The 26,064-nt window shown below is 71.6% G+C and carries 22 protein-coding genes; 13 read left to right on the forward strand and 9 right to left on the reverse strand.

What is annotated here, in order from left to right; all coding sequences use genetic code 11:
• Positions 1-811 (reverse strand): NAD-binding protein (locus ABD378_RS37415; RefSeq protein WP_344528780.1); only part of this gene is annotated, 811 nt, incomplete at its 3' end.
• 480 nt (positions 812-1,291) lie between these two features.
• Here ABD378_RS37415 and ABD378_RS37420 point away from each other — a divergent pair.
• Both ABD378_RS37420 and ABD378_RS37425 read left to right on the forward strand, forming a co-directional pair.
• On the forward strand, positions 1,292-2,857 hold the full coding sequence (locus ABD378_RS37420) for an NCS1 family nucleobase:cation symporter-1 (RefSeq protein WP_344528662.1): 1,566 nt from the start codon (positions 1,292-1,294) through the stop codon (positions 2,855-2,857).
• Positions 2,858-2,964: 107 nt separating this feature from the next.
• Entirely contained in the window at positions 2,965-3,732 is a 768-nt protein-coding gene (locus ABD378_RS37425) for a DUF4232 domain-containing protein (protein ID WP_344528664.1), read from the forward strand.
• Here ABD378_RS37425 and lplAB read toward each other — a convergent pair.
• A complete protein-coding gene (gene lplAB / locus ABD378_RS37430) occupies positions 3,698-4,753 on the reverse strand; it encodes a lipoate-protein ligase LplAB (protein WP_344528666.1) in 1,056 nt (351 codons plus the stop codon). The genes ABD378_RS37425 and lplAB overlap by 35 nt on opposite strands.
• 195 nt (positions 4,754-4,948) lie before the next feature.
• On the opposite strand from lplAB, the gene ABD378_RS37435 reads away from it, so the two are divergent.
• Both ABD378_RS37435 and ABD378_RS37440 read left to right on the forward strand, forming a co-directional pair.
• On the forward strand, positions 4,949-6,406 hold the full coding sequence (locus tag ABD378_RS37435) for a basic amino acid/polyamine antiporter (protein WP_344528668.1): 1,458 nt from the start codon (positions 4,949-4,951) through the stop codon (positions 6,404-6,406).
• Between the two features lie 85 nt (positions 6,407-6,491).
• The gene (locus ABD378_RS37440) at positions 6,492-7,754 is read left to right on the forward strand and encodes an arginine deiminase (protein WP_344528670.1); all 1,263 of its coding nucleotides are present in this window, start codon (positions 6,492-6,494) and stop codon (positions 7,752-7,754) included.
• Between the two features lie 37 nt (positions 7,755-7,791).
• On the opposite strand, the gene ABD378_RS37445 is transcribed toward ABD378_RS37440, so the two are convergent.
• The 3 genes from ABD378_RS37445 to ABD378_RS37455 all read right to left on the reverse strand — a co-directional run bounded on the left by ABD378_RS37445 (position 7,792) and on the right by ABD378_RS37455 (position 10,479).
• Positions 7,792-8,448: a hypothetical protein gene (locus ABD378_RS37445; protein WP_344528672.1), complete on the reverse strand. Its 657-nt coding sequence runs from the start codon at positions 8,446-8,448 to the stop codon at positions 7,792-7,794.
• A 59-nt stretch (positions 8,449-8,507) separates the two neighbouring features.
• Complete coding sequence (locus tag ABD378_RS37450) at positions 8,508-9,602, reverse strand: baeRF3 domain-containing protein (RefSeq protein WP_344528674.1); 1,095 nt, start codon at positions 9,600-9,602, stop codon at positions 8,508-8,510.
• 118 nt (positions 9,603-9,720) lie between these two features.
• Positions 9,721-10,479 carry a CPBP family intramembrane glutamic endopeptidase gene (locus tag ABD378_RS37455; protein WP_344528676.1) on the reverse strand — a complete coding sequence of 253 codons (759 nt, stop codon included), beginning with the start codon at positions 10,477-10,479 and terminating at the stop codon, positions 9,721-9,723.
• A 290-nt stretch (positions 10,480-10,769) separates the two neighbouring features.
• On the opposite strand from ABD378_RS37455, the gene ABD378_RS37460 reads away from it, so the two are divergent.
• Both ABD378_RS37460 and ABD378_RS37465 read left to right on the forward strand, forming a co-directional pair.
• Positions 10,770-12,518, forward strand: a complete 1,749-nt coding sequence (locus ABD378_RS37460) for an alpha/beta hydrolase (protein WP_386546620.1) — start codon at positions 10,770-10,772, stop codon at positions 12,516-12,518.
• Positions 12,519-12,648: 130 nt separating this feature from the next.
• On the forward strand, positions 12,649-13,479 hold the full coding sequence (locus tag ABD378_RS37465; protein WP_344528678.1) for an inositol monophosphatase family protein: 831 nt from the start codon (positions 12,649-12,651) through the stop codon (positions 13,477-13,479).
• Here the strand turns inward: ABD378_RS37465 and ABD378_RS37470 are convergent.
• On the reverse strand, positions 13,415-14,011 hold the full coding sequence (locus ABD378_RS37470) for a hypothetical protein (RefSeq protein WP_344528680.1): 597 nt from the start codon (positions 14,009-14,011) through the stop codon (positions 13,415-13,417). The two genes, ABD378_RS37465 and ABD378_RS37470, sit on opposite strands and share 65 nt — an antisense overlap.
• Before the next feature lie 98 nt (positions 14,012-14,109).
• Between ABD378_RS37470 and ABD378_RS37475 the strand changes: the two genes are divergently transcribed.
• The 3 genes from ABD378_RS37475 to ABD378_RS37485 all read left to right on the forward strand — a co-directional run bounded on the left by ABD378_RS37475 (position 14,110) and on the right by ABD378_RS37485 (position 18,692).
• Positions 14,110-15,519, forward strand: coding sequence for a phytoene desaturase family protein (locus ABD378_RS37475; RefSeq protein ID WP_344528682.1), 1,410 nt, complete (start codon positions 14,110-14,112; stop codon positions 15,517-15,519).
• 1,133 nt (positions 15,520-16,652) lie between these two features.
• Entirely contained in the window at positions 16,653-18,125 is a 1,473-nt protein-coding gene (locus ABD378_RS37480) for an AlkA N-terminal domain-containing protein (protein ID WP_344528784.1), read from the forward strand.
• A gap of 30 nt (positions 18,126-18,155) precedes the next feature.
• Positions 18,156-18,692: a methylated-DNA--[protein]-cysteine S-methyltransferase gene (locus ABD378_RS37485; protein WP_344528684.1), complete on the forward strand. Its 537-nt coding sequence runs from the start codon at positions 18,156-18,158 to the stop codon at positions 18,690-18,692.
• Positions 18,693-18,732: 40 nt separating this feature from the next.
• Here the strand turns inward: ABD378_RS37485 and ABD378_RS37490 are convergent, their stop codons facing one another.
• A complete protein-coding gene (locus tag ABD378_RS37490; protein ID WP_344528686.1) occupies positions 18,733-19,224 on the reverse strand; it encodes an NUDIX domain-containing protein in 492 nt (163 codons plus the stop codon).
• Positions 19,221-20,288 carry an ADP-ribosylglycohydrolase family protein gene (locus ABD378_RS37495; RefSeq protein ID WP_344528688.1) on the reverse strand — a complete coding sequence of 356 codons (1,068 nt, stop codon included), beginning with the start codon at positions 20,286-20,288 and terminating at the stop codon, positions 19,221-19,223. The genes ABD378_RS37490 and ABD378_RS37495 overlap by 4 nt, the downstream gene beginning before the upstream one ends.
• 375 nt (positions 20,289-20,663) lie before the next feature.
• On the opposite strand from ABD378_RS37495, the gene ABD378_RS37500 reads away from it, so the two are divergent.
• A complete protein-coding gene (locus ABD378_RS37500) occupies positions 20,664-21,785 on the forward strand; it encodes a glycerate kinase (RefSeq protein ID WP_344528786.1) in 1,122 nt (373 codons plus the stop codon).
• Positions 21,786-22,088: 303 nt separating this feature from the next.
• Here the strand turns inward: ABD378_RS37500 and ABD378_RS37505 are convergent, their stop codons facing one another.
• The gene (locus tag ABD378_RS37505) at positions 22,089-23,288 is read right to left on the reverse strand and encodes a PucR family transcriptional regulator (RefSeq protein ID WP_344528690.1); all 1,200 of its coding nucleotides are present in this window, start codon (positions 23,286-23,288) and stop codon (positions 22,089-22,091) included.
• 261 nt (positions 23,289-23,549) lie between these two features.
• Here ABD378_RS37505 and ABD378_RS37510 point away from each other — a divergent pair, with 261 nt between their 5' ends.
• From ABD378_RS37510 to ABD378_RS37520, 3 genes are read left to right on the forward strand one after another with little or no spacing between them, the layout of a single operon-like run.
• On the forward strand, positions 23,550-24,362 hold the full coding sequence (locus tag ABD378_RS37510) for an ABC transporter ATP-binding protein (protein WP_344528692.1): 813 nt from the start codon (positions 23,550-23,552) through the stop codon (positions 24,360-24,362).
• The gene (locus ABD378_RS37515) at positions 24,359-25,177 is read left to right on the forward strand and encodes an ABC transporter ATP-binding protein (RefSeq protein ID WP_344528694.1); all 819 of its coding nucleotides are present in this window, start codon (positions 24,359-24,361) and stop codon (positions 25,175-25,177) included. Before ABD378_RS37510 ends, ABD378_RS37515 begins: the two co-directional genes overlap by 4 nt.
• Positions 25,174-26,064, forward strand: a complete 891-nt coding sequence (locus tag ABD378_RS37520) for a branched-chain amino acid ABC transporter permease (protein ID WP_344528696.1) — start codon at positions 25,174-25,176, stop codon at positions 26,062-26,064. The genes ABD378_RS37515 and ABD378_RS37520 overlap by 4 nt, the downstream gene beginning before the upstream one ends.

Below are 26,064 nucleotides of genomic sequence, written 5' to 3' on the forward strand. Positions count from 1 at the left end.
CGGCCTTGAGGACCACGGTGCCCCTGCCGGTGGCGGAGGCGACGGTGCCGTCGTCGGGCAGCAGCAGGGGTCCGTCCTGGCCGCCGTCGTCCGAACCCTCCGTGCCCGCCGGGTCGTTGGTGGTCGACGAGAGCAGGGCGAGTGTGCACAGGCCGGGGTCGGCGACCCCTCCGCGGCGCGGCGGGTCCCGCTCCACGGCGCGCAGGAGCAGTCCGTCGGCCTGGACGACCTTGCTGGTGCCGGCGACGGCGGTGGCCGCCAGAGCGGGGGCAGCGGTGTCGGCGTCGGAGAGGACGGTGGTGGAGGCGTTCACCTCTGCCGGATCAAGGCCGGGGGATGCGACCGCGGCGGCCTGGTCGAGGAGCTCCTCCAAGTGCTGGCCCAGCTTGCGGTTGTAGAGCCGGATCACGATCCGCAGCCGGGGGTTGAGGCGGCGGGCGACGAGCGCGGCGTGGATGTTGGTCTCATCGTCGTCGTACACCAGCGCCAGTGCGGCAGCCTCTTGGACGCCCGCCTCGATGAGGGCCGCCTCGTCGGGCTCCGGTGCCTCGAGGACCCGAGGGGCCTCGGGCAGTGTCACGCCGTCCCCGTCCCCGCTGTCCCCGCCGCCCGCGGGCGCACCGGCCGCGCGTGCCATGACGGCCTGCATCCGGCCCAGGAGGGCGACGGCCCGCGCCCGTCCGGCCGACCCGGACCGCGGACCGTCGACCGACAGCGCGGAGGGGACGACGACCGTCACCCGCTCGCGGTATACCGAGCGCAGCTCGGCGGCGAGACGCTCGGCGAGCGCGTCGTCACCGCACACGACCATGGGGCCGCTCTGGCCGTTCTGGCCGCTCTGGCCGCTCTGCGGTGGTTGCTGCGCCTGGCGAGGAAGCGAGGCCCCGTCGTCGTTGTCCGGATGGCGGCGAACGGGCTGCGGGCTCCCGTGGCTCACGAATCTTCCTCCCCAACTCCGACACCAATGCCAACGCCGACGCCGACGCCGATGCCAATGCCAACGCCCGATGGCCGCGGCGAACCGCGATTGATCATGCGGACCAAGGTAGTTGGGGTACGCCGCTGGCGCGATCCGGCCGGCCGGGAGCAGGATTGTCGGCGTCGCCGGTCGGGGAAACTGGCGAAGAAGCCAGATCTGAATGCTCTCCAGCACCTACCGGTACCAGCACCAACACCAACACCAGCACCTGAGCTGAGTTGACCCGCGTTGACCCGCGTTGTCCCGAGTAAGGAGCCTGGGAATGGATTTCGGACGTGCGCCGCAGATGCCGCGGACTGATTTGCCCGTCTCATGACCGGCACCGTCCCCACGGGGCCGCCTGCCGCCGAGCCCGGTGCTGAGCCCGGCGCGACATCCCAGCGCGTCGCCGCCGACGGCCGCGTCGAACTGCTCCCCGGCGCCTTTCCGGAGCACAGCCGCTTCGCCAACGACGACCTCAGGCCGATCCCCCTCGCCGAACGCCACTGGAGCACCTACAACTTCGCCGCCCTGTGGGTCGGCATGGCCCACAACATCCCCTCCTGGACGCTCGCTTCGGGCCTGGTCGCGCTCGGCATGGACTGGCGCCAAGCCGTCTTCACCATCGCGGCGGCCAATGTGATCGTGCTCATCCCGATGCTCCTGACGGGGCACGCGGGCCCGAAGTACGGCATCCCGTTCCCCGTCCTGGCCCGCGCCTCCTTCGGCCTGCGCGGCGCGAACCTGCCCGCACTGATCCGGGCGGCCGTGGCCTGCGGCTGGTTCGGCATCCAGACCTGGATCGGCGGCCAGGGGATCTACGTCCTGCTCAACAAGGCGTTCGCCGGAGCGTGGAGCGACGAGTCGCAGATCGGCGGCCATCCGTGGCCGCTGTGGCTCTGTTTCGTGCTCTTCTGGGCCCTCCAACTGGCCATCATCCACCGGGGGATGGAGGCGCTGCGGCGCTTCGAGAACTGGGCGGCGCCCTTCGTGCTCGTGGGCGCCGTCGTGCTGCTCGTGTGGATCGCCGACAAGGCGGGCGGCTTCGGCCCGCTGCTCGACCAGCCGTCCACGCTGGGCTGGGGCGCCGACTTCTGGCCGGTGTTCTTCCCCGCCCTTATGGGCATGATCGGCTTCTGGTCCACGCTGTCCCTGAACATCCCCGACTTCACCCGGTTCGGGAAGGGCCAGCGGGCGCAGGTGTGGGGGCAGACGCTCGGCCTTCCGACCACCATGACCGCCTTCGCGCTCCTGTCCGTGCTGGTCACCTCCGGTTCACAAGCGGTGTACGGGGAGCCGATCTGGGAGCCCGTCGACCTGGCCGCCAAGGCCGACAACGTCTTCGGGCTCCTCTACGCGCTGGTGACCGTCCTGGTCGCCACGGTCTCGGTGAACATCGCGGCGAACGTGGTCTCACCCGCGTACGACCTCGCGAACCTCGCCCCGAAGCTCATCAACTTCCGTACAGGCGCGCTGATCACCGGTGTCGTGGGCGTGGTCATCTTCCCGTGGAAGCTGATCGAGACGCCCGAGCTCTACATCTTCGTCTGGCTGGGCGTCGTGGGCGGACTGCTCGGCACGGTCGCGGGCATCCTGATCGCCGACTACTGGGTGGTGCGGCGGACGGCCCTCGACCTCGCGGATCTGTACCGCCCCGAAGGACGCTACTGGTACACCGGCGGGTGGAATCTGAGGGCCGTCGCGGCCTTCGCGGTCGGGGGTGTGCTCGCCGTGGGCGGGTCGCACTCGGCGCCGGGCAAGGGGCCGTTCCCCGAGGACGGGCTGATCCCTGCACTGAGGCCGCTCGCGGACTACGGGTGGGCGATCGGCCTCGCTTCGGCACTGGTCGTCTACGTGGGGCTGATGGCGGTGGGCAGGCGCGCGGGCTCCGAGGCCTAGACCGGGCGCACCGCCGTCGCCGGCGGTGACCGTACGGCCCTGGAGTGCGCGACAGGGATCACATAGCGTCAGATAGGGGGAAACTCTGGCCATGGCATGATCTCCGCGTGACCGTCATACCGTTCAGGCCCCTCGCCCGGTTCAGGCCCCTCGCCCGGTTCAGACACGTCGCCGTCCTCTCGGCCGTAGCCCTGCTCGCCACCGGCTGCGGACTCTCGGAGGAGTTGGAGCGGGAGACGGACCCCGGGCGTACGGCGTCTGCTGAGGGGGGTCGGTCCGCTGCGGGGGACGGTTGGCCGGACAGTGTGTCCGCATCGCCCGGTCCTGACTCGCCGACGGGGATTCCCGTCGAGACGGGGCCGCCGGAGGTGTCCGACGCGCCCTCGCCCTCCTGCCCCGCGTCCGGCGTCCGTATCGAGGCGGGCATGGTCGACTCCGCCATGGGCCTGCGCGCGATGAGCGTGACCCTGACCAACTGCGGCAAACGCACCTACCGCCTGAACGGCTATCCGAAGCTGCGGGTCCTCGACGAGCACCGCGAACCCCTCGACGTACAGATCCTCGAAGGGCCCGAGCCCGTCACACAGATGGACGACCCCGGGCCGCACCCCGTCCCGCTCAAGCAGGGCGAGGCGGCCTACACCGTCCTCGTCTGGCGCAACACCGTCACCGACACGACCACGACCGCCGTCAGCGGCACCTATCTGAAGGTCACCCCGGCGCCGGGCACCCGCCCAGGGACGGTGACCCCGGAGGGCCGGATCGACCTCGGCAACACCGGCCGCATCGGCACGACCGCCTGGCAGCGTGAGCCGGCGGACGAGGCGAACCCATCCAGGCCTACGGCACCCGCGCCGTCCACTCCGGCGAGCTGAACTTCGTGCGGGCCAGTTCCCGCGCCCTGGCCATCTCCTCGTCCGTGGCCTTGCCCAGCGTCAGGCCGTACCGCGTGCGGAAGGAGTCGAGCATCCGCTCGATCACGGCCTCGCGCGGGAGGCCCGTCTGGCGGCGCAGCGGGTCGACGCGCTTCTTCGCGCTCTTCGTGCCCTTGTCCGAGAGCTTCTCGCGGCCGATGCGGAGCACATCGACCATCTTCTCCGCGTCGATGTCGTACGACATCGTCACGTGGTGCAGCACGGCGCCGTGCCCGCCGGCGACCCGCTTCTGGGCGGCGCCCGCGACCTTGCCGGCGTCGGTGGCGATGTCGTTGAGCGGTTGGTACCAGGCCTTGATGCCCATGTCGCCCAGGGCGTCGAGCACCCAGTCGTCCAGATAGGCGTAACTGTCGGCGAAGGAGAGGCCCTGCACGAGGGAGTCCGGGACCGAGAGCGAGTACGTGATGGCGTTGCCGGGCTCGCAGAACATGGCGCCGCCGCCACTGATCCGGCGCACCACCTGGACGCCGTGCCGCTCGGCGCCCTCCTGGTCCACTTCGTTGCGCAGCGACTGGAAGCTGCCGATGACGACCGCCGGGGACTCCCACTCCCACACGCGCAGTGTCGGCGGGCGGCGCCCCGCGGCGACCTCCTCGGTGAGCACCTCGTCCAGGGCCATGAGCAGGGCGGGGGACTGCGGGGCCTCGTGGATCAGCTGCCAGTCGTAGTCGGTCCAGTCGGTGGCGTGCGCGAGGGCGCGGCGCACCGCGACGCCCACGCCGTCCGACGTCAGGCCGTACATCACCGTGCCCGCGGGGAGTGCCGCGTCGATGCGGGCGGCGAGGCCCGCCGCGTCGGTGTCTACGGGGGCGCCCTCGAGAGCGTGGCTCAAGGCGTCGAACGCCTCGTCAGGTTCGAGGAAGAAGTCCCCCGCCACCCGCACGTGCCGCAGCACGCCGTCCTCGACCTCCAGGTCCACGACGACGAGCTTGCCGCCCGGGACCTTGTACTCACCGTGCACTGTGCTTCCTCCGGGCCTTGCCGCATCACGAACATGCCGCATCACGAACATGCCGATTCACGAACTTGTCGAATCGCGAACACCGTCAGCCTGCGATTTCATATCAGGACAACTCGACCCACTAGGGATAGATTCCCGCACAGGGTGGTCAGTCGTCCCTCGGCGCCGGCCCTGACGGGAGCTGACGAGGAGCCCATGAGCCACGCTGAGACGAGTGACGGAACCACCGCCGGAGCATCGCCTGCCGTCAAGCTGACGCTCGCGACGCTGACCATGATGGTCGTCGGCTCCATGGTCGGCGCGGGCGTGTTCTCGCTGCCCAGTCGGTTCGCCCAGGAGACCGGTGTCGCGGGCGCGTTGATCGCCTGGGCCATCGCCGGTGCGGGCATGCTGATGCTCGCCTTCGTCTTCCAGGCCCTCGCCGTCCGCAGACCGGATCTGGACGCCGGTGTCTACGCCTACGCGAAGGCCGGGTTCGGCGAGTACCTCGGCTTCTTCTCCGCCTTCGGGTACTGGGCCAGCGCGTGCGTCGGCAACGTCACCTACTGGGTCCTCATCATGTCGACCATCGGCGCCATCTGGCCGAGCCTCGGCGACGGCGACACCCTGCTCGCCGTCGTCCTCTCCTCGTTCGGCCTGTGGGCGTTCTTCCTGCTGATCCGCCGCGGGGTCAAGGAGGCGGCGGCGATCAACAGGATCGTCACCGTCGCCAAGATCGTGCCCATCCTCGTCTTCGTGATCCTGGCGCTCTTCTTCTTCAAGGCGTCCGTGTTCGCGGACAACTTCGGCGGCGCGGACTACGCGGGATCGCTCTTCAACCAGGTGCGCGGCACCATGCTGGCCACCGTCTTCGTCTTCCTCGGTGTCGAGGGCGCGAGCGTCTACTCCCGGCACGCCAAGCGCCGCGAGGACGTCGGCCGGGCCACGATCCTGGGCTTCCTCAGCGTCTTCGCCGTCTTCGCCTCCGTCACCATCGTGTCGTACGGGATCATGCCGATGGCCGAGATCGCCGAGCTGCGCCAGCCCTCCATGGCGGGGGTCCTGGAGGAGGCGGTCGGCACCTGGGGCAAGGTCTTCGTCAGCGTCGGACTCATCGTCTCCGTGCTCGGCGCCTACCTCGCCTGGACGCTGATGGCGGCGGAAGTGCTCTTCGTCGCCGCGAAGGACGACGACATGCCCCGCTTCCTGCGCAAGGCCACATCGGAGGACGTGCCGGTCCCCGCGCTCCTGATGACGACCGCGCTGAGCCAGGTCGTCCTGGTCGTCACGATGTTCTCCGACGACGCGTTCAACTTCGCGCTCGACCTGACCAGCGCGCTGAGCCTCATCCCGTTCCTGCTCGCGGCCGGCTTCGCCGTCAAGATCGCCACCGGGCCCGGCAGCGAGGACGTCGCCGGGCAGAGCACCCGCAAGGAACTCGTGATCGCGGTGATCGCCACGCTGTACATGGCGTTCCTGCTGTTCGCGGCCGGACTCAAGTTCGTCCTGGTCTCCTTCATCATCTACGCGCCCGCGACGCTCCTCTTCATCAAGGCCCGGCGGGAACAGCACCGGCGCCTGTTCTCCCCTCGCGAGGCCGTGATCTGCGCCGTCTCGATCGCGGGCGCCGTCGTGGGCGTGATCGCTCTCGCGGTCGGCTGGATCGAGCTCTGACCGGCCTCCCCGACCAGCTTCCCCGACCGGCCTCTGCCCCTCTTGTTGCCACCGACTCTTGTTGCCACCGACCGAAAGGCGCACCGTGACCAGCCACGACACCCCCGCCGCACCGACGTTCGGTGTCCACTCCGAGGTCGGCAGGCTGCGCAAGGTACTGGTCTGCGCGCCCGGACTCGCGCACCGCAGGCTGACCCCCACCAACGCGGACGACCTGCTCTTCGACGACGTCATGTGGGTGGAGAACGCCCAGCGCGACCACGCCGACTTCGTCATCAAGCTGCAGCAGCGCGGTGTCGAGGTCGTAGAGCTGCACGACCTGCTCGCCCAGACCATGGCGATCCCCGAGGCAAGGACCTGGCTCCTCGACCGGAAGATCACCGCGAACGAGGTCGGCCTCGGGCTCATCGACGACACCCGCGCCTTCCTGGAGACGCTGGAGCCCCGGCAGCTCGCCGAGTACCTCATCGGGGGCCTGGCCACCGCGGATCTGCCGGACGAGTTCCGCTCCGGCTATGTCGCGCTCGTGCGCGAATCCACCGGCGTACGCGAATACTTGATGCCGCCCCTGCCGAACACGCTCTACACCCGCGACACGACGTGCTGGCTGTACGGGGGCGTCACGCTCAACCCGCTGTACTGGCCTGCCCGGCACGACGAGACGCTCCTGATGAAGGCCGTCTACCGGTTCCACCCCGACTTCACCGGCGCCACGGTGTGGTGGGGCGACCCCGAACTCGACTGGGGCCAGGCGACGTTCGAGGGCGGCGACATCATGCCCGTCGGCAACGGCGTCGTCCTGATGGGCATGAGCGAGCGCACCTCGCGCCAAGCCATCACGCAGGTCGCGTCCGCGCTGTTCAAGAACGGCGCGGCCGAGCAGGTCATCGTCGCCGGCATGCCCAAGCTGCGGGCCGCCATGCACCTCGACACCGTCTTCACCTTCGCCGACCGCGACATCGTCACGCTCTACCCGAAGATCATGGACGCCGTGCACACCTTCACGCTGCGCCCCGGCGACAAGGCCTCGGGCGTCGAGATCACGGACGAGGGATCGCGTGCGTTCGTCGACGTGGTCGCCAAGTCTCTGCGCCTGCCCGAGCTGCGCGTGATCGAGACGGGCGGGGACGTCTACGCCTCCGAGCGGCAGCAGTGGGACAGCGGCAACAACGCCGTCGCCCTGGAGCCGGGCGTGGTCTTCACCTACGACCGCAACACCCAGACCAACACCCTGCTGCGCAAGGCGGGCGTCGAGGTCATCACCATCGTCGGCGCCGAACTCGGGCGCGGTCGCGGCGGCGGGCACTGCATGACGTGCCCGCTCGTCCGCGACGCCGTGGACTTCTGAGCCCCGTGGACTTCTGAGCCCCCGCCCGTACGGGGGCTCAGTACCGCTGGGCCTTGACCAGCTTCGCGGAGAGCTTCGGCTCCGGGGGCGCGTGGCTGATGGCGTACCGCTGGGCCCGCTTGCCCGGTTCGAGGTTCTCCGTGCCGACGTAGCGGGTCTCCACGGTCTTGCCCGAGGAGTCCAGGAAATCGACCCGTACGGCGAAGTCCGCCGTCTTGTCGGTCCTGTTGGTGAAGGTCACCACGGATGCGAGCACACCACCGGTCTCGGAGCGCGGCCTGCCCGTCATGGAGACATCGGACATCGCGTTGCCCTTCCCGTCGACGTCCTTCAGCGCGTTCTCGGCGGCCTGGTTGGCCCGCTCCGTGTCGGCCGACACGGACGCCTCGAACTCGTCCGCGCGCTCCGAGGCGGAGGCCTGTGCCTCGGAGGCCGAGGCGCGGGCGGACTCGGCGGCCTCCGAGGCCTGGGACTTCAGCGGGGAAGCGGTCTTCTCCGAGAACGCCGACGAGTCCGGAGCCGTCGGCCGTTCGCTGACCGTCCGGCTGCCCTCGGACGACGGTGCGTCGCTGTCGGTGCCGCACGAGACGAGGGCGGCGGCAGCCGTCACCGTGGCGGCGAGCGTGAGGACCCCGCACGCCGCGGGCCCGCGGCGTGCGGGGCTCCGCTTCCCGCGGGGCGGCATGGGGTTCATTCGGTGCGGTCCTTTCCCTGCTGCTGGTGGTTCTCGCTGCTGGTCGCTTCCGGGCGTTTTCAGTACCGCAGGGCGCAGGCGATCCGGCCCCGGTCGGCGAGCGCCCCTTCGGGTACGAAGCGGACCTGTGCGCCGGTGTCCAGGGCCCGCTCGACGATGTCGTCCACGATGTCGTCCACCGCGTCGAGATCGTCGGACTCGGCCGGTACCAGATGTCCGCCGTCGTCGCGCATGGTCGCCTGGTAGGTGTCCTCGACGGCGAGGAGGCGGGCCCGGTCCGTCGTCACGTTCTGCCAGACCTCGTCGAGACCGGCGGCGTACTGGCGCCGGCCCTGCGCCGCGTCCAACTCATGGAGTACGGAGTCCAGTTCGGCCCTTTCCTGGGCGGCGAGGAAAGGGCGTACCGCTTGCCACACCGCGTCCGGCGGGCCGTGCGTGAGACCGCCGTGCGGCACCCGCCTTGCCTCCTTGATGACCGTGCCCGCGCCGTCGAGGAGGGACAGCGCCGCGGCCTCCCCCGCGACGAACAGGGGGCGCGGGTGGGCGTGGATCACACTGGCCGTGGCCAGGTCCGCCTCGCGCAGGAACTTGCGGGTCTGCTCGTCGCGGAAGGTGCTCGGCAGGTCGCCGATCCGCTCCTTGCGCTCGGCGTCCGGGTCCTCCAGGCTCCGGGTCAGCGGGAATCCGTCCGCCTTGTGTTCGGTGACCCGCTCCGCGGTGCCGCTCCACAGCGAGACGCGGTCGGCCGATACGGCGAGGACCCAGTACGGGCGCTCGGCGGCCTGGGCCGCGACGACGTTGCGCGTCAGGAAGGTGTCCGAGAGCACCACGCGCGACGGCACCGTCCTGGCGAGCGACCACACCTGGTGCTCCCCAGGGGCGGCGAAGAGGGCGAGCCCGTCCTCGGCGTGCACGAGGTCGATCTCCGCCACCGCCTGGTCGAGCTGCGCGGCCACCTCGATCCGCTGCTCCCTGGCAACGGCCGGATCGGACTTCAGGCGCTCCTTGGCCTCGGCGACGAGGTTGCGCAGCCGCACGGGATCCTGGGCGTTGTCCGGCTCCCTGCGGTGGGTCGGCAGCAGGACCGTGACGGCGGGGTAGGGGCGCGGCTGACGCAGCCCGGCCAGTGTGGCCGGGTTGAGGGAGGGGTGCATGGAGTGACCCTTTCGGGGCGGGGTCGCGGATGAGGAGCCCTCCGGGAGGGCGTTACGCCATGAAATGCACCATATGACGGTTCCATGGGCGTGGCATTTCTCCGGGGCGAGGGGCGGCTCACCTCAGCAGGAAGCCGAAGACGTACCCGAGGGCATTGGTGGCCCAGTGCAGTCCCATGGGTGCGAGCAGGCTTGTGCTGCGGCGGCGCAGTTCGCACAAGAGACATCCCGCCAGGGCGGTGAAGAGGACGGCTCCGGCGTCGACGACGATCACTCCGAGGACCGAGTGCCCGAAGGCGCCGCCGAGCGCGGGCTTGGCGTCGGCCAGGCCGAGCGACGGCAGGATGTGCCAGAGGCCGAAGAGCCCCGACGAGACCAGGGTCGCGGTGAGGGGCCCGCGTGAGCGCAGGAGCAGCCCGAACAGGACGCCCCGGAAAGCCACTTCCTCAAGGAGGACCGTGCCGAACGGAACCGTCACCAGCACACGCAGGGCGACCTCGCCGCCGCTGAGCCCGCTCTGCCGCTGATCCTCGAACAGGCCCCGGGTGACCGGCAGCGCGGCCGCGAGGGCGTACCCCGCGGCGACGATGCCGATCAGGGCAAGCGCCCACCACGCACCGCGCGCGAGGGTGCCGCGCGCGAGGCCCACGTCGGCCCACCGTCCGCCGGACCAGTACACGATCGCGAGCAGCACCGCCGTGGCAAGCAGGGAGAGAGGGAGGCTCCAGCTCTGTGCCCACCGGTTGTTCGCGAGGTTGCTGAGCACGAGGACGGCGATGGTGGCGGTGACCGCGGCGGCCGTCGTGACCGGACGCCGCAAGAGCCGCGGGCGCCGCAAGAGCTGCGGGCGCCGCGGGGAGGGGCGTCGGGCGTGCACGAGTCCATCTTCCGGGCGCCCCGCGCACGAGGCGACCGGAAGGGTACGAGGCGACCGGAAGGCCGAGTCGCCGCGAGCGTTGGCGCTGGGGGCGGACGGGTCGCATACGCCGGGTTTGCGAGGTATGGGGTGCTGGGTGAGCATGAGGTGGCGGTGCCCCCGCGCGCCCCCGCCCGGCGACAGCCGTCACCGGACGGCCGCGCCGGACCTCGGAGCTGAGGCGGTTGGCGAAGAGCATTCCCGGGCGAGCGGACGGGGAGGAGCCCGGCCCGGAGGGCGCCTGGCGGCGGATCGTGCGGATCGGGCGGGGCGGCGCGCGGCGCGCCGGTGCGATCGCCGCAAAGCCGTACTGGGAACGGCCCGACCCCACCTACCTCGTCAGACGCTGGCCGGACCTCACGGCTGTCTGCTTCGGCACCGTCTTCTTCTGGCTCTCCCTCACACCGTCCCTCGTGCCCCGGCCCTGGCTGCTGCAGGGCGTCGTCGGAGGGATCACGGCGGCCATCGGCTACGGACTCGGCTCGGCCGTCAGCACCGTGTGCCGCGCGCTGTTCCGGTGGCGGCCGGGCGAGAAGGCGCGTGCGCGTCTCTGGCAGGCGTACTGGGTCCTCGGTCTCGTCCTCACCGTCTGGCTGATCACCGAGAGCGACCACGCGCAGCGCCGCCTGCGCGAGCTCCAGGGGCTGCCGCCGTCGATGGCCTGGCACACGCCGGTCATCATGCTGATCGCCGTCCTGCTCTGGGCCCTGTTCCTGCTCGTGGCCCGTGGCATCCGGCTCGGGGCACGCAGGCTGATCCGCGCCCTGCACCGGTTCGTGCCGCTGCCCGTCGCCATCGGCCTCGGCCTGGCGCTCAGCGCGCTGATCGTCACGATCGGGCTGCGCGACGTCGTCTTCCAGCGCGGCGTCATCGACCTCGCCGACCGCATCGCGTACGCGACGAACGGCGGCACGAGGGAGGGCATCCACAAGCCGGTATCCCCGCTGGTCTCCGGCGGTCCCGGCTCGCTCATGCGCTGGCAGGACCTGGGATTCCAGGGCCGCAACTTCGCGGGGTCCACGCCGACGAAGGAGCAGATCACGAAGTACACGGGCAGACCCGCGAAGGACCCCGTGCGTGTCTACGTCAGCGCGTCCGCGCCGGAGGTCTTCAGCAGCCGGGACCCGTTCGAGGCCAAGGCCCGCCTCGCCGTGCGGGAGCTGGAGCGGACCGGCGCCTTCGACCGGGACGTCCTCGCCATCGCCGGGACCACGGGGACCGGCTGGGTCAACGCCGACATCAGCGAACCCCTCGAGTACATGCACGACGGAAACACGGCCATCGTCGCCGTCCAGTACTCCTACCTGCCCAGCTGGGTCTCCTTCCTCGTCGACAAGGAGCGCGCCGCGCAGGCCACGAGCCGCCTCGTCGATGCGGTCCTCGCGAAGTGGTCCGCCCTGCCCGAGGCCGACCGGCCCAAGCTCGTCGTCACGGGGGAGAGCCTGGGTGGGTTCGCGATCGAGTCGTCGTTCGACGGTGTGGACGATCTCCTGGCGCGGACGGACGGGGCACTCATCGTCGGCACGCCCAACTTCGCTCCGATGTCACGGGAGATCCGCGATCACCGGGACGCCGGAAGCCCGGTCTGGCGACCGCTGTACGACGGGGGCAGGAACGTGCGGTTCGCGCAGTTCCCCGAGCGGGACCTGAGACGGCCGAGTCCGGACGCGGCCTGGGACCGTTCGCGGGTCGTCTATCTGCAGAACGCGTCCGACCCGGTCGTCTGGTGGTCGTCCGACCTGTTCCTGCACCGCCCGCAGTGGCTCGACGACCCGCTCGGCCCGGACATCACCCCGGCGATCCGCTGGTTCCCCGTCGTCACCTTCTGGCAGACCTCGGTCGACATGGCGGTGTCGTACGGCGTCGAGGCACCGCACGGCCACCGGTACGGGACGGGCCCGGTGGACGGATGGGCGGCGATCGTGCCCCGGGAGGGGTGGACGGGGGACGACACGGAGCGGCTGCGGCGGCACATGGAGGAGAGGGAGGCGCCTTACTGAGCCGTACGTCGTGGGGCGCGGGGTGCGGGCCACGTGACCCGGAGCCGGGGTTACGTGGGATTCATCTCGAATCCACTCCCCGTACCGCTGACCCGTACGGATTGTCAGTCCGGCGTGCTCTCATGGATGCATGATCGAAGTGATCGAAGACTTTCTTGTACGTGGCGTCTCCGACGTCGAAGAGGCCCTCCGCAAGGCCGCCGCGGCCGAGGTCATGCCGCGGTTCCGACAGCTCGCCGAGGGCGACGTCGTCCAGAAGAGCGGGCCGCACGACCTCGTGACGGTGGCCGACCGGCTCGCCGAGGAGCAGCTGACGGCGGCACTGACCACACTGCTCCCGGGCTCCGTCGTCGTGGGGGAAGAAGCGGTGCACGCGGACCCCTCGATGTATGAGGCGATACGCACCGACGCGATGGTGTGGATCGTCGACCCGGTCGACGGCACGCGGCAGTTCGTGCACGGCGACCCCGGATTCTGCATGCTGGTCGCGCTGGCGTGGCGCGGAGAGGTGCTCGCTTCCTGGACGTACGCCCCGGCGCTCGACGAGATGGCTGTCGCGGTACGCGGCAAGGGCGCCTGGCTCGACGGTGAGCGGCTCGTGGCCGGTGCGCCGGGGGAGGTGCTCGAGGTGGCGACCTCGCACCCGGACTTCACCACCCCCGAGCAGAAGCGCGCGCTGCTCGGGCTGCGGGTGGAGGGCGTCGCGCCGCGGCCCTGCGGCTCGGCGGGGCTCGAGTATCTGGCCGTCGCCAGGGGAGAGTTGGACGCGGTCGCGTTCTCCTGGGAGCTCGCCTGGGACCACGCGGCGGGGCTGCTGCTCGTCGCCGAGGCCGGGGGCCACAACCTGACCCTCGCCGGGGAGCCCTTCCGGATAGAGGGCGGCAACGCACTGCCGTTCACGGCAGGACGGGATGCCGCCACGGTCGACCGGGTGGTGGAGTTGCTGTCGGCCGCAGTCTGATCTGCGGGTCACCGCGCGGCTCGAAGTGGAACCGCACGGTGGTGACCTCGAACTCCGTCACGACCCCGACGTCCGGCCAGTCCTCAGGGGCGAGCGGGAGATGTCCCAGATCCACGAAGCCGACGATCGGCAGCCCCAGGTCGACGAAGAGCCCGGTCCGCCCCGGGCCCCACGGCAGGACGCTGACCGTGCCGCTGAGGCGGGTCCCTTGGGGGAGCGGGCCCACCGTTTCCGGCGCCGTGTTGTTCCGGCTGTGGCGGGCGCGCTGCCACGCGGCATCGAACTCCGCCTCGGACACCGGTTCCCCGCCGTCCGCGGGACCGTTCAGGAGCGTGCCGTACCTGGCTTCGTAGAGCTGCGCCCCCAGGATCTCGAACTCGTCGAGGACCCAGCTCAGTTCGGCACGCGATGCCGCCACGGAAGCCGGTCCTTCCGGGCTGTGAAATGACGCCTGCCGTACGGCGATCGCGTCGTCCCCCGCCTCGAACCACTCCTCGGAGCCCGCGTCAGCGCGGCGGAACCAGTACGTCACCCGTCAGAGGCTACCCGCGCCCACGGCGCTGTCGGTGGCCCGGCCTATCCTGGGCGGCAGAGGCCATCGGCTGACAAAGGAGTCCGAAGGTGCCGTCGATGCTTGATGCCGTCATCGTGGGGGCGGGACCGAACGGTCTGACCGCTGCCGTCGAGCTGGCCCGCCGCGGCTTCTCGGTGGCCGTGTTCGAGGCCAAGGACACCGTCGGTGGTGGGGCGAGGACCGAGGAACTGACCCTCCCCGGGTTCCGGCACGACCCCTGTTCCGCCGCACACCCGCTGGGCATCAACTCACCGGTGTTCCGGACCATGCCCCTCGATCGGTACGGCCTCGAGTGGCTCCAGCCGCAGCTGCCCATGGCGCACCCCTTCGCGGACGGAAGCGCCGCCGTGCTGTCCCGGTCCGTGGCCGAGACCGCCGCCTCGTTCGGGCCGCGCGACGCGGGGGCGTACCGACGCCTCATCGAGCCCTTCGTCAGCAAGTGGGACACCCTCTTGCAGGACTTCATGGCGCTGCCGTCGACCGCCCTGCCGCGCGCCCCCGTGACCCTCGCCCGCTTCGGCCTCGCGGGGCTAGTGCCCTCCACATGGCTGATGCGGCGCTTCCGCGACGACCGTGCCCGTGCCCTGTTTTCCGGGCTCGTCGCCCACGTCATCGCGCCGCTCGGCGGACTCGCCACCGGAGCCGTCGGCATGGTCTTCGCGCTGGCCGCGCACGCGCGTGGCTGGCCGGTGGCCCGGGGCGGCTCACAGTCGATCTCGGACGCGCTCACCGCGTACCTGAAGGACCTCGGCGGCGCGGTCCACACGGATTACGAGGTCAAGCGGCTCGACGATCTCCCGCCGGCGCGCGCGTACATCTTCGACACGTCGCCCACCGCGCTCGCCCGGATCGCGGGCCTGGGACGGAGCTATGAGGGCTATCGCTACGGCGCGAGCGTCTTCAAGATCGACTACGCCCTCGACGGGCCCGTTCCGTGGACGGCCAAAGAGGCCCGCGAGGCGGGCACCGTGCAGGTCGGGGGCAGCAGTGCCGAGATCGGCGCCGCGCTGAACGCGGCGTCGCGCGAGAACCGCGCGCCTGATCCGCCGTTCCTGATCACTGTGCAGCCCAGTCTCGTCGACCCGTCCCGCGCGCCCGCGGGCAAGCAGGTCTTCTGGGCGTACGGCCATGTGCCGAACGGCTGGGACGGCGATCTCACCGACGCGATCGAGCGCCAGCTCGAGCGCTTCGCGCCCGGCTTCCGTGACCGCGTCCTCGCCCGCGCCACCGCAGGTCCGCCCGCGATGGCCGCGCGCAACGCCAATTACGTGGGCGGTGACATCGCCTGCGGCGCCGCGAGCGGCCTCCAACTCCTGCTCCGCCCCAAGCTCTCCCTCTTCCCGTACGGCACCGCGCACCCGGCGGTGTTCATCTGCTCGTCCGCGACGCCGCCGGGCCCCGGCGTGCACGGCATGTCGGGCCACAACGCCGCCAAGGCGGTCTGGCGCAGGCTTCGCGTGGCGTAAGGGGCCTGGGGCGGCTGCGGGGGGCGGATCACACCGGCCCCCCACAGCCCCCCTGCACGAACATGCCCTCCCCACCCACCCGCCCGTTCACCCCGCATCCAACCCTGGCCGAACAAGCCTTTCCCGCCCACCTACCCGTTCACCCCGCATCCCGTCCTGCCCGAACAGACCTTTCCCGCCCACCCGCCCGATTGCCCCGCGGTGCCAGGGGGTGGGTGGGTTGTCCGCGCGGGTGGGGGTGGGGTGGGAACTGCTGGGGGTGGGTGGGGAACCGTACAGGTGTGGGGTGGGTGGGGAAGGTACCGGCTGGGGTGGGCGGGCGACGTACAGGTGTGGGGTGGGTGGGGATGGAACCGGCTGGGGTGGGGTGGGGAAGGGACCCGCCGAGGTGGGGTTGGGCGGGAAACGTACGGGCCCGGAGTGGGCGGGAAACGGACAGGCCCGGGTGGGCGGGCAAGTACGGGCCCAGGTGGGGTGGGGAACGTACAGGCCGGGGTGGACGGGGAAGGAACCCGCCGGGGTGGGGTTGGGCGGGAAATGTACGGGCCCGGAGTGGGCGGGAAACGGACAGGCCCGGGTGGGCGGGCAAGTACGGGCCCGGGTGGGGCGGGAAACATGCAGGCCGGGGTGGGGCGGGGCGTGCAGGCCGGGGTGGGGCGTGCGGGTTGGGGTTAGTGGGGCGTCGGCAGGTGCGACGTACCGCAGACGGATGCCTGGGACTCCCGCACCCGCAGTCGGCATCGAGACGCGAGGGGACGTGCCGGTATGTCTGCCCGGAGCACGGTTCGCGGCGCTCCGGTGCCGAAGTACCCAGGCGGTCACCGGACGATAGCGAGGACGGACATACCGGCGCGGCACCGTATCCACAGGCGGGCCGCGCCGCTGCACGACGCGGCCCCGCAGTCGGCAGCGACGGTTCGCCGGACTCAGCAGTCCCGCATCGCCCCGCCCCGCATCGCACCGCCCCGCACCGCCGCGCCCCGCCCCCAAGACGGACCGCACGTCCCGCCCCAAGGTCCATGTCGGATTCTCGCCAGCCACACCCACCCGCCATGCCCGATCCTTGAGCCATGCCCACCGCCCCGCACGCCGCGGTCACCGCCACCACCATCACCGCCCCGCCGCCCAGGCCAATGCACACCGACGCCGAGCGCTGCGTACGTGCCGTGCAGTCGAAGGACGCCCGGTTCGACGGCTGGTTCTACACCGCCGTTCTGACCACCCGGATCTACTGCCGCCCCAGCTGCCCCGTGGTCCCCCCGAAGCCCGAGAACATGAGCTTCTACCCGAGCGCGGCAGCCTGCCAGCAGGCAGGGTTCCGGGCCTGCAAGCGATGCCGGCCCGACAGCAGCCCGGGCTCGCCCGAGTGGAACCAGCGCGCCGACCTCGTGGCCCGAGCCATGCGCCTCATCGCGGACGGAGTCGTGGACCGCGACGGAGTCCCCGGCCTCGCCACCCGCCTCGGCTACAGCACCCGCCAGGTGGAACGCCAGCTCCTGGCGGAACTCGGCGCGGGCCCCCTCGCCCTGGCCAGGGCCCAGCGCGCCCAGACCGCCCGCCTGCTCATCGAGACGACCCCCCTGCCCATGGCGGAGATCGCCTTCGCCGCGGGCTTCTCCTCGATCCGCACCTTCAACGACACCGTCCGCGAAGTCTTCGCCCTGGCCCCCGGCGAACTACGGGACCGCGCTCCGAAGGCAGCCCAGAAGGTGCCCGCCCCCGGCGCACTCTCGCTCCGCCTCCCCTTCCGAGCCCCCCTCAACCCCGACAACCTCTTCGGCCACCTCATCGCCACCGCCGTACCCGGCGTCGAGGAGTGGCGCGACGGCGCGTACCGCCGCACGCTCCGCCTCCCCTACGGCCACGGAGTCGTCGCCCTCACCCCCACCCCGGACCACATCGCCTGCCGCCTCAGCCTCACCGACATGCGCGACCTCACGATCGCCATCAGCCGCTGCCGCCGCATGCTCGACCTGGACGCGGACCCGGTCGCGGTGGACGCCCAGCTGAGCGCCGACCCGCTGCTCGCGCCCCTCGTGGCCAAGGCGCCGGGCCGTCGCGTGCCGCGCACGGTCGACGAGGCGGAGTTCGCCGTACGCGCGGTGCTCGGCCAGCAGGTGTCCACGGCCGCCGCCCGCACCCACGCCGCACGCCTGGTCGGCGCGCACGGTGAGCCGATCGACGACCCCGAGGGCGGCCTCACCCACCTCTTCCCCGCACCGGAAGCCCTCGCCGCGCTCGACCCGGAGGCGCTCGCCCTGCCGCGCAGCCGCCGCACCACCCTGACCACGCTCGTACGCCACCTCGCCGACGGATCACTCCGGCTCGGCGTGGAGAGCGGCTGGGAGGAGGCCCGCGCCCGGCTCACCGAACTCCCCGGCTTCGGCCCCTGGACGGTCGAGGTCATCGCGATGCGGGCGCTCGGCGACCCCGACGCCTTCCTCCCCACTGACCTCGGGATCCGGCGCGCGGCACAGGAACTAGGCCTCCCGCACACCCCCGCCGCGCTGACCGCGCGGTCAGCCGACTGGCGCCCCTGGCGGGCGTACGCGGTCCAGTACCTGTGGGCGACCGACGTCCACCCCATCAACAGCATCCCGGCATAGTCCGACAAGCGAAAAAGAGGGACAGCCACCATGCACCGCCAACACACCACGCACCGTCAGCACACCACGCACCGCCAACACACCCTCATCGACAGCCCCTACGGCCCCCTGACCCTCGTAGCCACCGACGGCACCCTCAGCGGCCTCTACATGACGGAGCAGCGCCACCGCCCGCCCGAGGAGACCTTCGGCGACCGTGACGCGGGGCCGTTCGGCGAGACGATCAGCCAGCTGGAGGCGTACTTCGCGGGCGAGTTGACGGAGTTCGACCTGCCGATGCGCCTCGACGGCACGCCGTTCCAGCGCACCGTCTGGCAGCAGCTCCAGCTGATCCCGTACGGCGAGACCCGTACGTACGGCCAACTCGCGGACGCACTGGGCAAGCCCAACGCCTCGCGCGCCGTCGGCCTGGCCAACGGCAAGAACCCGATCGGGGTCATCGTGCCGTGCCACCGGGTGATCGGCGCGGGCGGTTCCCTGACCGGCTACGGCGGCGGACTCGACCGCAAGCAGCGGCTGCTGGCCTTCGAGGGCGCGACCCCGATGAGCGAGAACGCCCTCTTCTGAACGCTCAGCACGTTCAGCCGACCCTGAACGCTCAGCACGCTCAGCCGACCCGCACCCCGTTCTCCAGCTCCACCGCCCCCGTCCCCGCATCAAGCGCATCGAGCCCGGCCCGCACCCGCCGCCCCAGCTCACCCGGCAGAAACTCCGGAAGGTCCTCGCGGGCCACCAGGCGCCAGGAGAGCAGCTCGTCCTCCTGGAGCTTGACCGACTTCAGCTGGTCGTCGCCGAGCACCCCGCCGTCGTACAGATAGGCGACCAGCGGCGGCCGCGCGGCACCCGGCACCCAGTCCACCGCGAGCAGCGCCCCCAGCTCGACGTCCAGACCGATCTCCTCGGCGGTCTCGCGGCGCGCCCCCTGCCGCGGTGTCTCCCCTTCGTCCGACTCGACGGTGCCGCCGGGCAGGGCCCACCCCTCGCGGTAGTTGGGCTCGACGAGCAGCACCCGCCCCTCGGAGTCGCGGAAGAGCGCGGCGGCTCCTGCGATGACGCGGGGGAGGCCTGCGATGTACGTGGCGTAGTCCTGGAAGGTCATTTGGAAAGGGTAGACAACTCCAGGGTCCGAGCCGCGAGTTCGCTGATCCGTGCCCCGTCGAAACCGAACACCGCACTGCGCACCCGGTCTTCGAGCGGGTCCCGCCACTGCGAGGGGATCGCCTTGGCCCCGCACAGCACGCCCGCGACGGACCCCGCGGTCGCGCCGTTCGAGTCGGTGTCGAGGCCGCCGCGCACCGTCAGGGCGATGGTGCGGGTGAAGTCGCCTTCGCCGTACAGGAGTCCGGCGGTCAGGACGGCCGAATTGGGCACCGTATGGATCCAGCCGAGCCCGGCGGTCTCCGCCTCGGCGGTGGCCAGCGTCTCCTCCCAGCCGAGTCCGGCCTCGTGGAGCGTGACGACCCGGCGCACCGTACGGGCGAGCCGGCAGCTCGACGGGATCACGCCGAACGCCGTGTCCAGCGCGGCGCGCGGTGTGCCCGCGGTGAACGCCGCCGCGACGAGCGCCGCCGCCCACATCGCCCCGTAGACGCCGTTTCCGGTGTGCGAGAGCACGGCGTCGCGGCGGGCGAGGGCGGCGGCGCGGCGCGGGGCGCCGGGGTTCGTCCAGCCGAAGATGTCGGCGCGGATGAGGGCGCCGATCCACTCCTGGCAGGAGTTCTCGTACGTGGCGGTGAGCGGCGGCTTGAGGCCGTTGACGAGATTCCGGTACGCGGCGCGCTCCGCGGTGAAGGTCTGCAGATAGGGCAGGCGCAGCAGCCACAGTTCGCCGACCTGGTCGGTGCTGAACTCGAAACCGTGCGTCTCCAGGAGATGCAGTCCCAGGATCGCGTAGTCGATGTCGTCGTCACGGCAGCTGCCGTGCACCCCGCCGCGCACGCACTGCTGCCACTCCGGCCGCAGCTGGAACTCCTCGACCCAGGAAGGAGGGTCGGGCAGATAGTCGGTGAGCGGCAGCGCGTCGGCCTGGCGCAGATAGCGCTCGATGCGCTCCCGCGTCCAGTAGTCGCCCCGCTCGATGGGTTTGCCGAGCATGTTCCCCGAGATCCGCCCGATCCAGCCGCCGAGGACGCGGTCGGCGAGTTCCGTATGCACTGGGGTCATGCGTCCGGTTTACCGAATTCGGGGCGCTTGTGCGCGGTCAACGTGACTGGTTCGGCGCGGAGCATGGGACGTTTGTCTGGTTTTCGATCGGACTGCGGTCCTCCAGCGGTCCTCCAGTGGTCCTCCTGCGGTCCTCCTGCATTCTCCCGCGCGCCTTGGCGGCCACTGATCGATCATTTTCGAGATCTCAGCGCGCCTCTATAGCCCTATTTAGAGCGATTTAAGGGAGGGGATCGAGGCTCCGAAATGCGGGCAGCCATGGGCAGGCGGCCCCTCCTGCGGTTATGGTCGCAGCGGCGCGACTGCCTTGACGCGAGCAAGGCCCGGAAAGCAAGGGGATGCAAGGTGGCGGACGCTGCTGGGACGGCGGGGCATGTGCTCATCGCCGCGGACAAGTTCAAGGGCTCACTCACGGCCGTGCAGGTCGCGGAGCGGGTGACGGCCGGGCTTCGCCGTGTCGCCCCGCACGTGGAGGTCGAGGCCCTGCCGGTGGCCGACGGCGGCGACGGCACGGTCGCCGCGGCGGTCGCGGCCGGCTTCGAGCGCCGTGAGGTGCGGGTGACGGGACCCCTCGGCGACCAGGTCACCGCGGCGTACGCGCTGCGGGACGGGACCGCGGTGGTCGAGATGGCGGAGGCGTCCGGCCTCCAGCTGCTGCCCGAGGGTGTCTTCGCCCCGCTCACGTCCACGACGTACGGCTCCGGGGAACTCCTGCGCGCCGCGCTCGACGCGGGCGCGCGGACGATCGTCTTCGGCGTCGGCGGCAGTGCGACGACGGACGGCGGGGCCGGCATGCTGGCCGCGCTTGGAGCGGTGTTCCTGGACGCGGCAGGGGCGCCGGTGGCGCCCGGAGGCGGTCCGCTGGCCTCGCTGGCCACGGCGGACCTGTCCGGGCTCGACGAGCGTTTCGCCTCGGTGGACCTGGTCCTGGCCAGCGACGTGGACAACCCGCTGACAGGGCCGAAGGGCGCTCCGGCGGTGTACGGGCCGCAGAAGGGGGCGACCCCCGAGGACGTCGCCGAGCTTGACGCGGCCCTCGCGCACTTCGCGCAGGTGCTCTCCGAGTCGGTGGGCTCCGCCGCCCTGGAGTACGCGGAGTCACCGGGAGCCGGAGCGGCGGGCGGCATCGGCTACGGAGCCCTCGTCGGGCTCGGCGCGAGTTTCCGTCCCGGGATCGAGGTCATGCTGGACGTCCTCGGCTTCGCCCCCGCGCTCGCGCGGGCGTCGCTTGTGATCACGGGGGAGGGCTCGCTCGACGAGCAGACCCTTCACGGCAAGGCTCCCGCGGGCGTCGCGGCGGCGGGCCGCGCGGCGGGCGTCGAGGTGGTGGCGGTCTGCGGACGCCTGGCCCTTCCGGCGGAGGCCCTGGGCAAGGCGGGCATCAGGCGCGCGTACGCACTCACTGAGGTGGAGCCGGACGTGGCGCGTTGCATCGCCGAGGCGGGGCCGATCCTGGAGACGGTGGCGGAGGGCATCGCGAGGGACTTCCTGAGCTAGGCGCTGCGCTGGGCTGGGCGGGCTGGGTTGTGCTGGGCTGGGCGTGCGGTCTACACCTGGCGCCGGTGGGGGCTTGGCGCGCAGTTCCCCGCGCCCCCTACGGGGCCGGATGCTGGTCGGGCTGGGTTGGTATCACTTTGGGCCGGTGGGGGTTGGTCGCGCCGTTCCCCGCGCCCCTTACGGGGCGCGCCCCCCTGCTTAGCGCCGGACGGGCTGGAATTTCAGCCCGTCCGGCGTTTGAGGACGAACTCGGCGGAGGCGGTGATTCACGGTGCCCCCGGCCGCGGGGCGAGGCACGCCGCTCTAGCCCGGCGCCAGCCGGTACGCGTCCAGGGCCAGCGTCATCTCCATCAGGTCCCGTGGGCGCGCCAGTGATCGTGACGTCAGTTGTTCCAGGCGTCGGAGGCGGTTGAACACCGTGTTCCGGTGGCAGTACAGGCGCCCGGCGGCCCGCCCCGCCGAGCCCTCGCACAGCAGCCAGGCGTCCAGCGTTTCCAGGAGCACCGCCCGGTCTGCCGGTTCAAGGGCGAGCAGCTCTCCGAAGACGTCCGATACCAGGCGCCCCGCCAGCTCCGGCTGGCTCACCACCAGAGCCGTCGGCATCCGCTGGTCGAGCCGTACGATGCCGGTCGCGTCCGGCGGGCATGTACGCAGCGCCAGTTCGGCGAGGCGCCGCGCGTGGCCCAGTTCGGAGAGTCCCGCCACCACGGGGCTGATGCCGCCGGGCCCGGGGCACCGCCCCTCCAGCGCGGCGGCCAGCTCGTCGAGGCCTTCCTCCTCGCCGAGCGCCACCACCCCCACCTCGCGGTCCGTCCGCATCCGCCAGACGAAGCGGAACCCGGCCCGCTGGATCTGCCGGTGGAACGCGGCGCGCCCGTCCCGCCGCTCGGCGCGCAGCACCACCACCGCGTACGGCCCGCGCTCCGGCAGATCGAGCCCCGCGGCCACCTGCGAGGCGAGCCCGGGAGCCGACTGGCCCTCCAGGAGCGCGTCGAGCAGCGCCTGCAGCTGCTCGTCGGTGCGGCGCCGCAGCTCCATCTCCGTCGCCCGGTACGCGTCGGACGCGGCCGCCGCCTGCGCGTCGACCGCCGACCACACCCTCGTCGCCGACCGCATCAGGACCACCAGCTTCTCCGGGTCCTGCCCCACGGTCCCTTCGAGCAGCGAGTCCCAGACGAGATAGCCCGCGTTGCGGTACGAGTGCACCACCAGGTCGAGCGGAAGGCCCTGCTGGGCCCGGCGCCGCCCCGCCTCCTCCGCGTACTCCAGATCGCGGCGCGGCGACGCGCGTGGCGCGGAGATGGTCTCGATGCCGATCCGCATCGCGTCCTGCGCCTCCTGCCACTGCTGGTCGTACGGCAGGACCCGCGCGTACACCGGCGAGTGTTCGAAGAGCTGCCGCAGATGTTCGTCCACCAGCTCGGGAATGCGAGGCTTGAGGGCCAAGCACGCCTCCTCGAGCACCTTCCAGTCGTGGCCCGTCCGTGGCCTGCGCCCGCTCATGGATCCCCCCGTCGCCGCCGCCCGCCGTGCTCTGTGCTGCGGAGGATGCCACCGCTCGGCCACCCCTGGCAGGCCCCTGACACGGGGTGTTGTGCCCGTGCACAACCGGTGGCCGGTCCCGCTGGTCACCCGCAGCGATTCGGACACAGGCCGTGGACGAGCGGGCGCGGCGGTGCTGGGCTGAGCGCCACGCGGCGGGGCGTGCCGCACACCGGCGGCCGAGCGCCACGGGCAGGGCAGGCGGAGGACAGGGGGTCCCAGGTGGGTGGTTCCGGACTGGTCGTACAGGACGCGTCGGTCGGATACGGGCCGGTGCGCGCACTGCGCCAGGTGTCGCTCGAAGTGCCGGACGGCGCCGTCGTCGCCGTGCTCGGCGGCAACGGCGCGGGCAAGTCGACGCTCCTGCGCGCCATTTCACGCACCCTCGCCTTTCACCGGGGGGCGCTCACCACCGGCTCCATCCACTTCGGCGGGCGGCGCATCGACGGACTGCACGCGGACCGGGTGGTCGCCGCCGGAGTCTCCCAAGTGCCGGAAGGAAGAAGGGTGTTCGCTCGAATGACCGTCGCCGACAACCTGCGGGCGGGCGCGCTCGGCTCCGCGGGAAGCCGGTCCGCGAAGGCCAGGGCCCTGGACCGCGTCCATGAACTCTTCCCCGTGCTCGCCGAGCGCGCCGGCCAGCGGGCCGGGCTCCTCTCCGGCGGCGAGCAGCAGATGCTGGCGGTCGCCAGGGCGCTGATGGCCTCACCGAAGCTGCTGCTCCTGGACGAACCCTCCCTGGGGCTTGCCCCGTTGATGGCGGCACGCATCGCCGACACCATCCAGGAGATCAACACTCAGGGCACATCGGTCCTCCTCGTCGAACAGAACGCTGCCCTCGCGCTGCGCCTCGCATCGCGTGCGTACGTCCTTGACGTGGGCGAAGTGGCACTCGCGGGGCCGGCGGACGAGCTGTCCGCCTCCGACGAGGTACGCCGCCGCTACCTCGGCGTGGTCGACGAGACCGCCGCGGCCGACGCCTCGCGCGGCGTCAGCGCGCTGCCGGTGCTGCGGCGATGGGCGGGCCGACGATGACCGAGGAGCACCCGAGGGCCGACGCACCGGCACGAGAAGATGACGTACCCGCCCTGGAGGTACGGGAGTTGACCGTGCGCTTCGCGGGCCTCACCGCGCTCGACGCCGTCAGTTTCACCGTCAGGCCCGGCACCGTGCACGCCGTCATCGGGCCCAACGGCGCGGGGAAGTCCACCTGCTTCAACGTCCTGTCCGGCGTGTACCGCGCCACCGCAGGCAGTGTCCGCTTCGGCGAGCACGAGCTGACGGCGATGCCTCCGCACCGCATCGCAGGACTCGGCGTCGCGCGGATCTTCCAGAACCTCGCCCTGCCGCCGCGCGCGACGGTCGCCGACAGCCTGATGCTCGGCCGCCACCGGCTGACCCGCACGGGATTCCTCGCCGCGGGACTCCGTCTCCCTTCGGCGGCGCGCGAGGAGCGCAGCCATCGCGAACGGGTGCGGGAGATAGCGGCGTTCGTCGGCATAGAGCACCAACTCCAGGCCCCGGCGGGCTCTTTGCCGTACGGGCAGCAGAAACTCGCGGAACTCGCCCGCGCCTTGTGCATGGAGCCCCGGCTGCTCCTGCTCGACGAGCCCGTCGCGGGCATGACCGCGGACGAACGGCAACGCACGGCCGCCGTCATCGCGGGCGTGCGCGACAGCCTCGGAATCTCGATCGTCCTGGTGGAACACGACATGGGGGTGGTGATGCGGCTCGCGGACGCGGTGACCGTACTGGACTTCGGCCGGCGCATAGCGGACGGCGTCCCGTCGGCCGTGCAGAACGACCCGGCGGTCGTGCGGGCCTACCTGGGAGAGGGGGCCACCTCGTGAACACCTTCGTCGAGCTTCTTCTCAACGGGCTCTCGATGGGCTCCGTCTACGCCCTCATCGCACTCGGCTTCGTCGTCATCTTCCGGGCCACCGAGGTCGTGAACTTCGCGCACGCCTCGCTGCTCCTGGCCGGCGGCTACGTCACCGCGTCCCTCCACGACGACATCGGCTTCTGGGCGGCGCTGCTCGTCGGCATCGCGGGCGCCGCCGTCGTCGGCGCCGCCATCGAGTTCCTGGTCATGCGGCGCTACCGTGGCTCGGACCACAGCGTCCTCGCCATCGTCACCATCGGCGTCGACATCCTGCTCACCACCGAACTCACCCGCCGCCTGGGCACCGACGTGCTCTCCCTGGGCGACCCCTGGGGCGACTCCGTGCTCACCATCGGGTCGGTCTCCATCGCGCACACGAGGATCGCCGCTTTCGTCGCCGCCGCGCTCCTGATCACCGTCTTCCTGCTCGCCTTCCGCTACACCTCCTGGGGCGTGGCGATGCGCGCCGCGGCCGAGAGCCCGGAGACCGCCGCCCTGATGGGCGTACGCCTCGGCCGGGTCTCGCTCGGCGCGTGGGCGGTGGCGGGGGGCCTGGCCGCCGTGGCCGCGCTCTTCCTCACCGTCTTCCCGACCCCGGGGCTCGAACGGGCCACTTCCCTGGCCGCGTTGAAGGCCTTCCCCGCCGCGATCCTCGGCGGCCTCGACTCCACCACGGGTGCGCTCGTCGGAGGGCTCGTGGTCGGGGTCACCGAGTCGCTCGCCACCGGATACCAGAGCGAACTCACGTTCCTGGGCCGGGGGTTGGGCGACCTCGCGCCCTACCTCGTGATGACCGTCATCCTCCTCATCAGGCCCGCCGGACTCTTCGGCACGAAGGAGCTCGCCCGTGTCTGA

This window comes from Streptomyces rectiviolaceus, from assembly GCF_039533825.1.
GTDB lineage: Bacteria > Actinomycetota > Actinomycetes > Streptomycetales > Streptomycetaceae > Streptomyces > Streptomyces rectiviolaceus.

Coding starts and splice junctions, on each gene's coding strand:
- ABD378_RS37465 (WP_344528678.1), top strand. CDS start 12,649: ATGATCGAAGTGATCGAAGACTTTCTTGTACGTGGCGTCTCCGACGTC.
- ABD378_RS37515 (WP_344528694.1), top strand. CDS start 24,359: ATGACCGAGGAGCACCCGAGGGCCGACGCACCGGCACGAGAAGATGAC.
- ABD378_RS37485 (WP_344528684.1), top strand. CDS start 18,156: ATGCACCGCCAACACACCACGCACCGTCAGCACACCACGCACCGCCAA.
- ABD378_RS37475 (WP_344528682.1), top strand. CDS start 14,110: ATGCTTGATGCCGTCATCGTGGGGGCGGGACCGAACGGTCTGACCGCT.
- ABD378_RS37495 (WP_344528688.1), bottom strand. CDS start 20,288: ATGACCCCAGTGCATACGGAACTCGCCGACCGCGTCCTCGGCGGCTGG.
- ABD378_RS37445 (WP_344528672.1), bottom strand. CDS start 8,448: ATGAACCCCATGCCGCCCCGCGGGAAGCGGAGCCCCGCACGCCGCGGG.
- ABD378_RS37435 (WP_344528668.1), top strand. CDS start 4,949: ATGAGCCACGCTGAGACGAGTGACGGAACCACCGCCGGAGCATCGCCT.
- ABD378_RS37480 (WP_344528784.1), top strand. CDS start 16,653: ATGCACACCGACGCCGAGCGCTGCGTACGTGCCGTGCAGTCGAAGGAC.
- ABD378_RS37490 (WP_344528686.1), bottom strand. CDS start 19,224: ATGACCTTCCAGGACTACGCCACGTACATCGCAGGCCTCCCCCGCGTC.
- ABD378_RS37420 (WP_344528662.1), top strand. CDS start 1,292: ATGACCGGCACCGTCCCCACGGGGCCGCCTGCCGCCGAGCCCGGTGCT.
- ABD378_RS37505 (WP_344528690.1), bottom strand. CDS start 23,288: ATGAGCGGGCGCAGGCCACGGACGGGCCACGACTGGAAGGTGCTCGAG.
- ABD378_RS37450 (WP_344528674.1), bottom strand. CDS start 9,602: ATGCACCCCTCCCTCAACCCGGCCACACTGGCCGGGCTGCGTCAGCCG.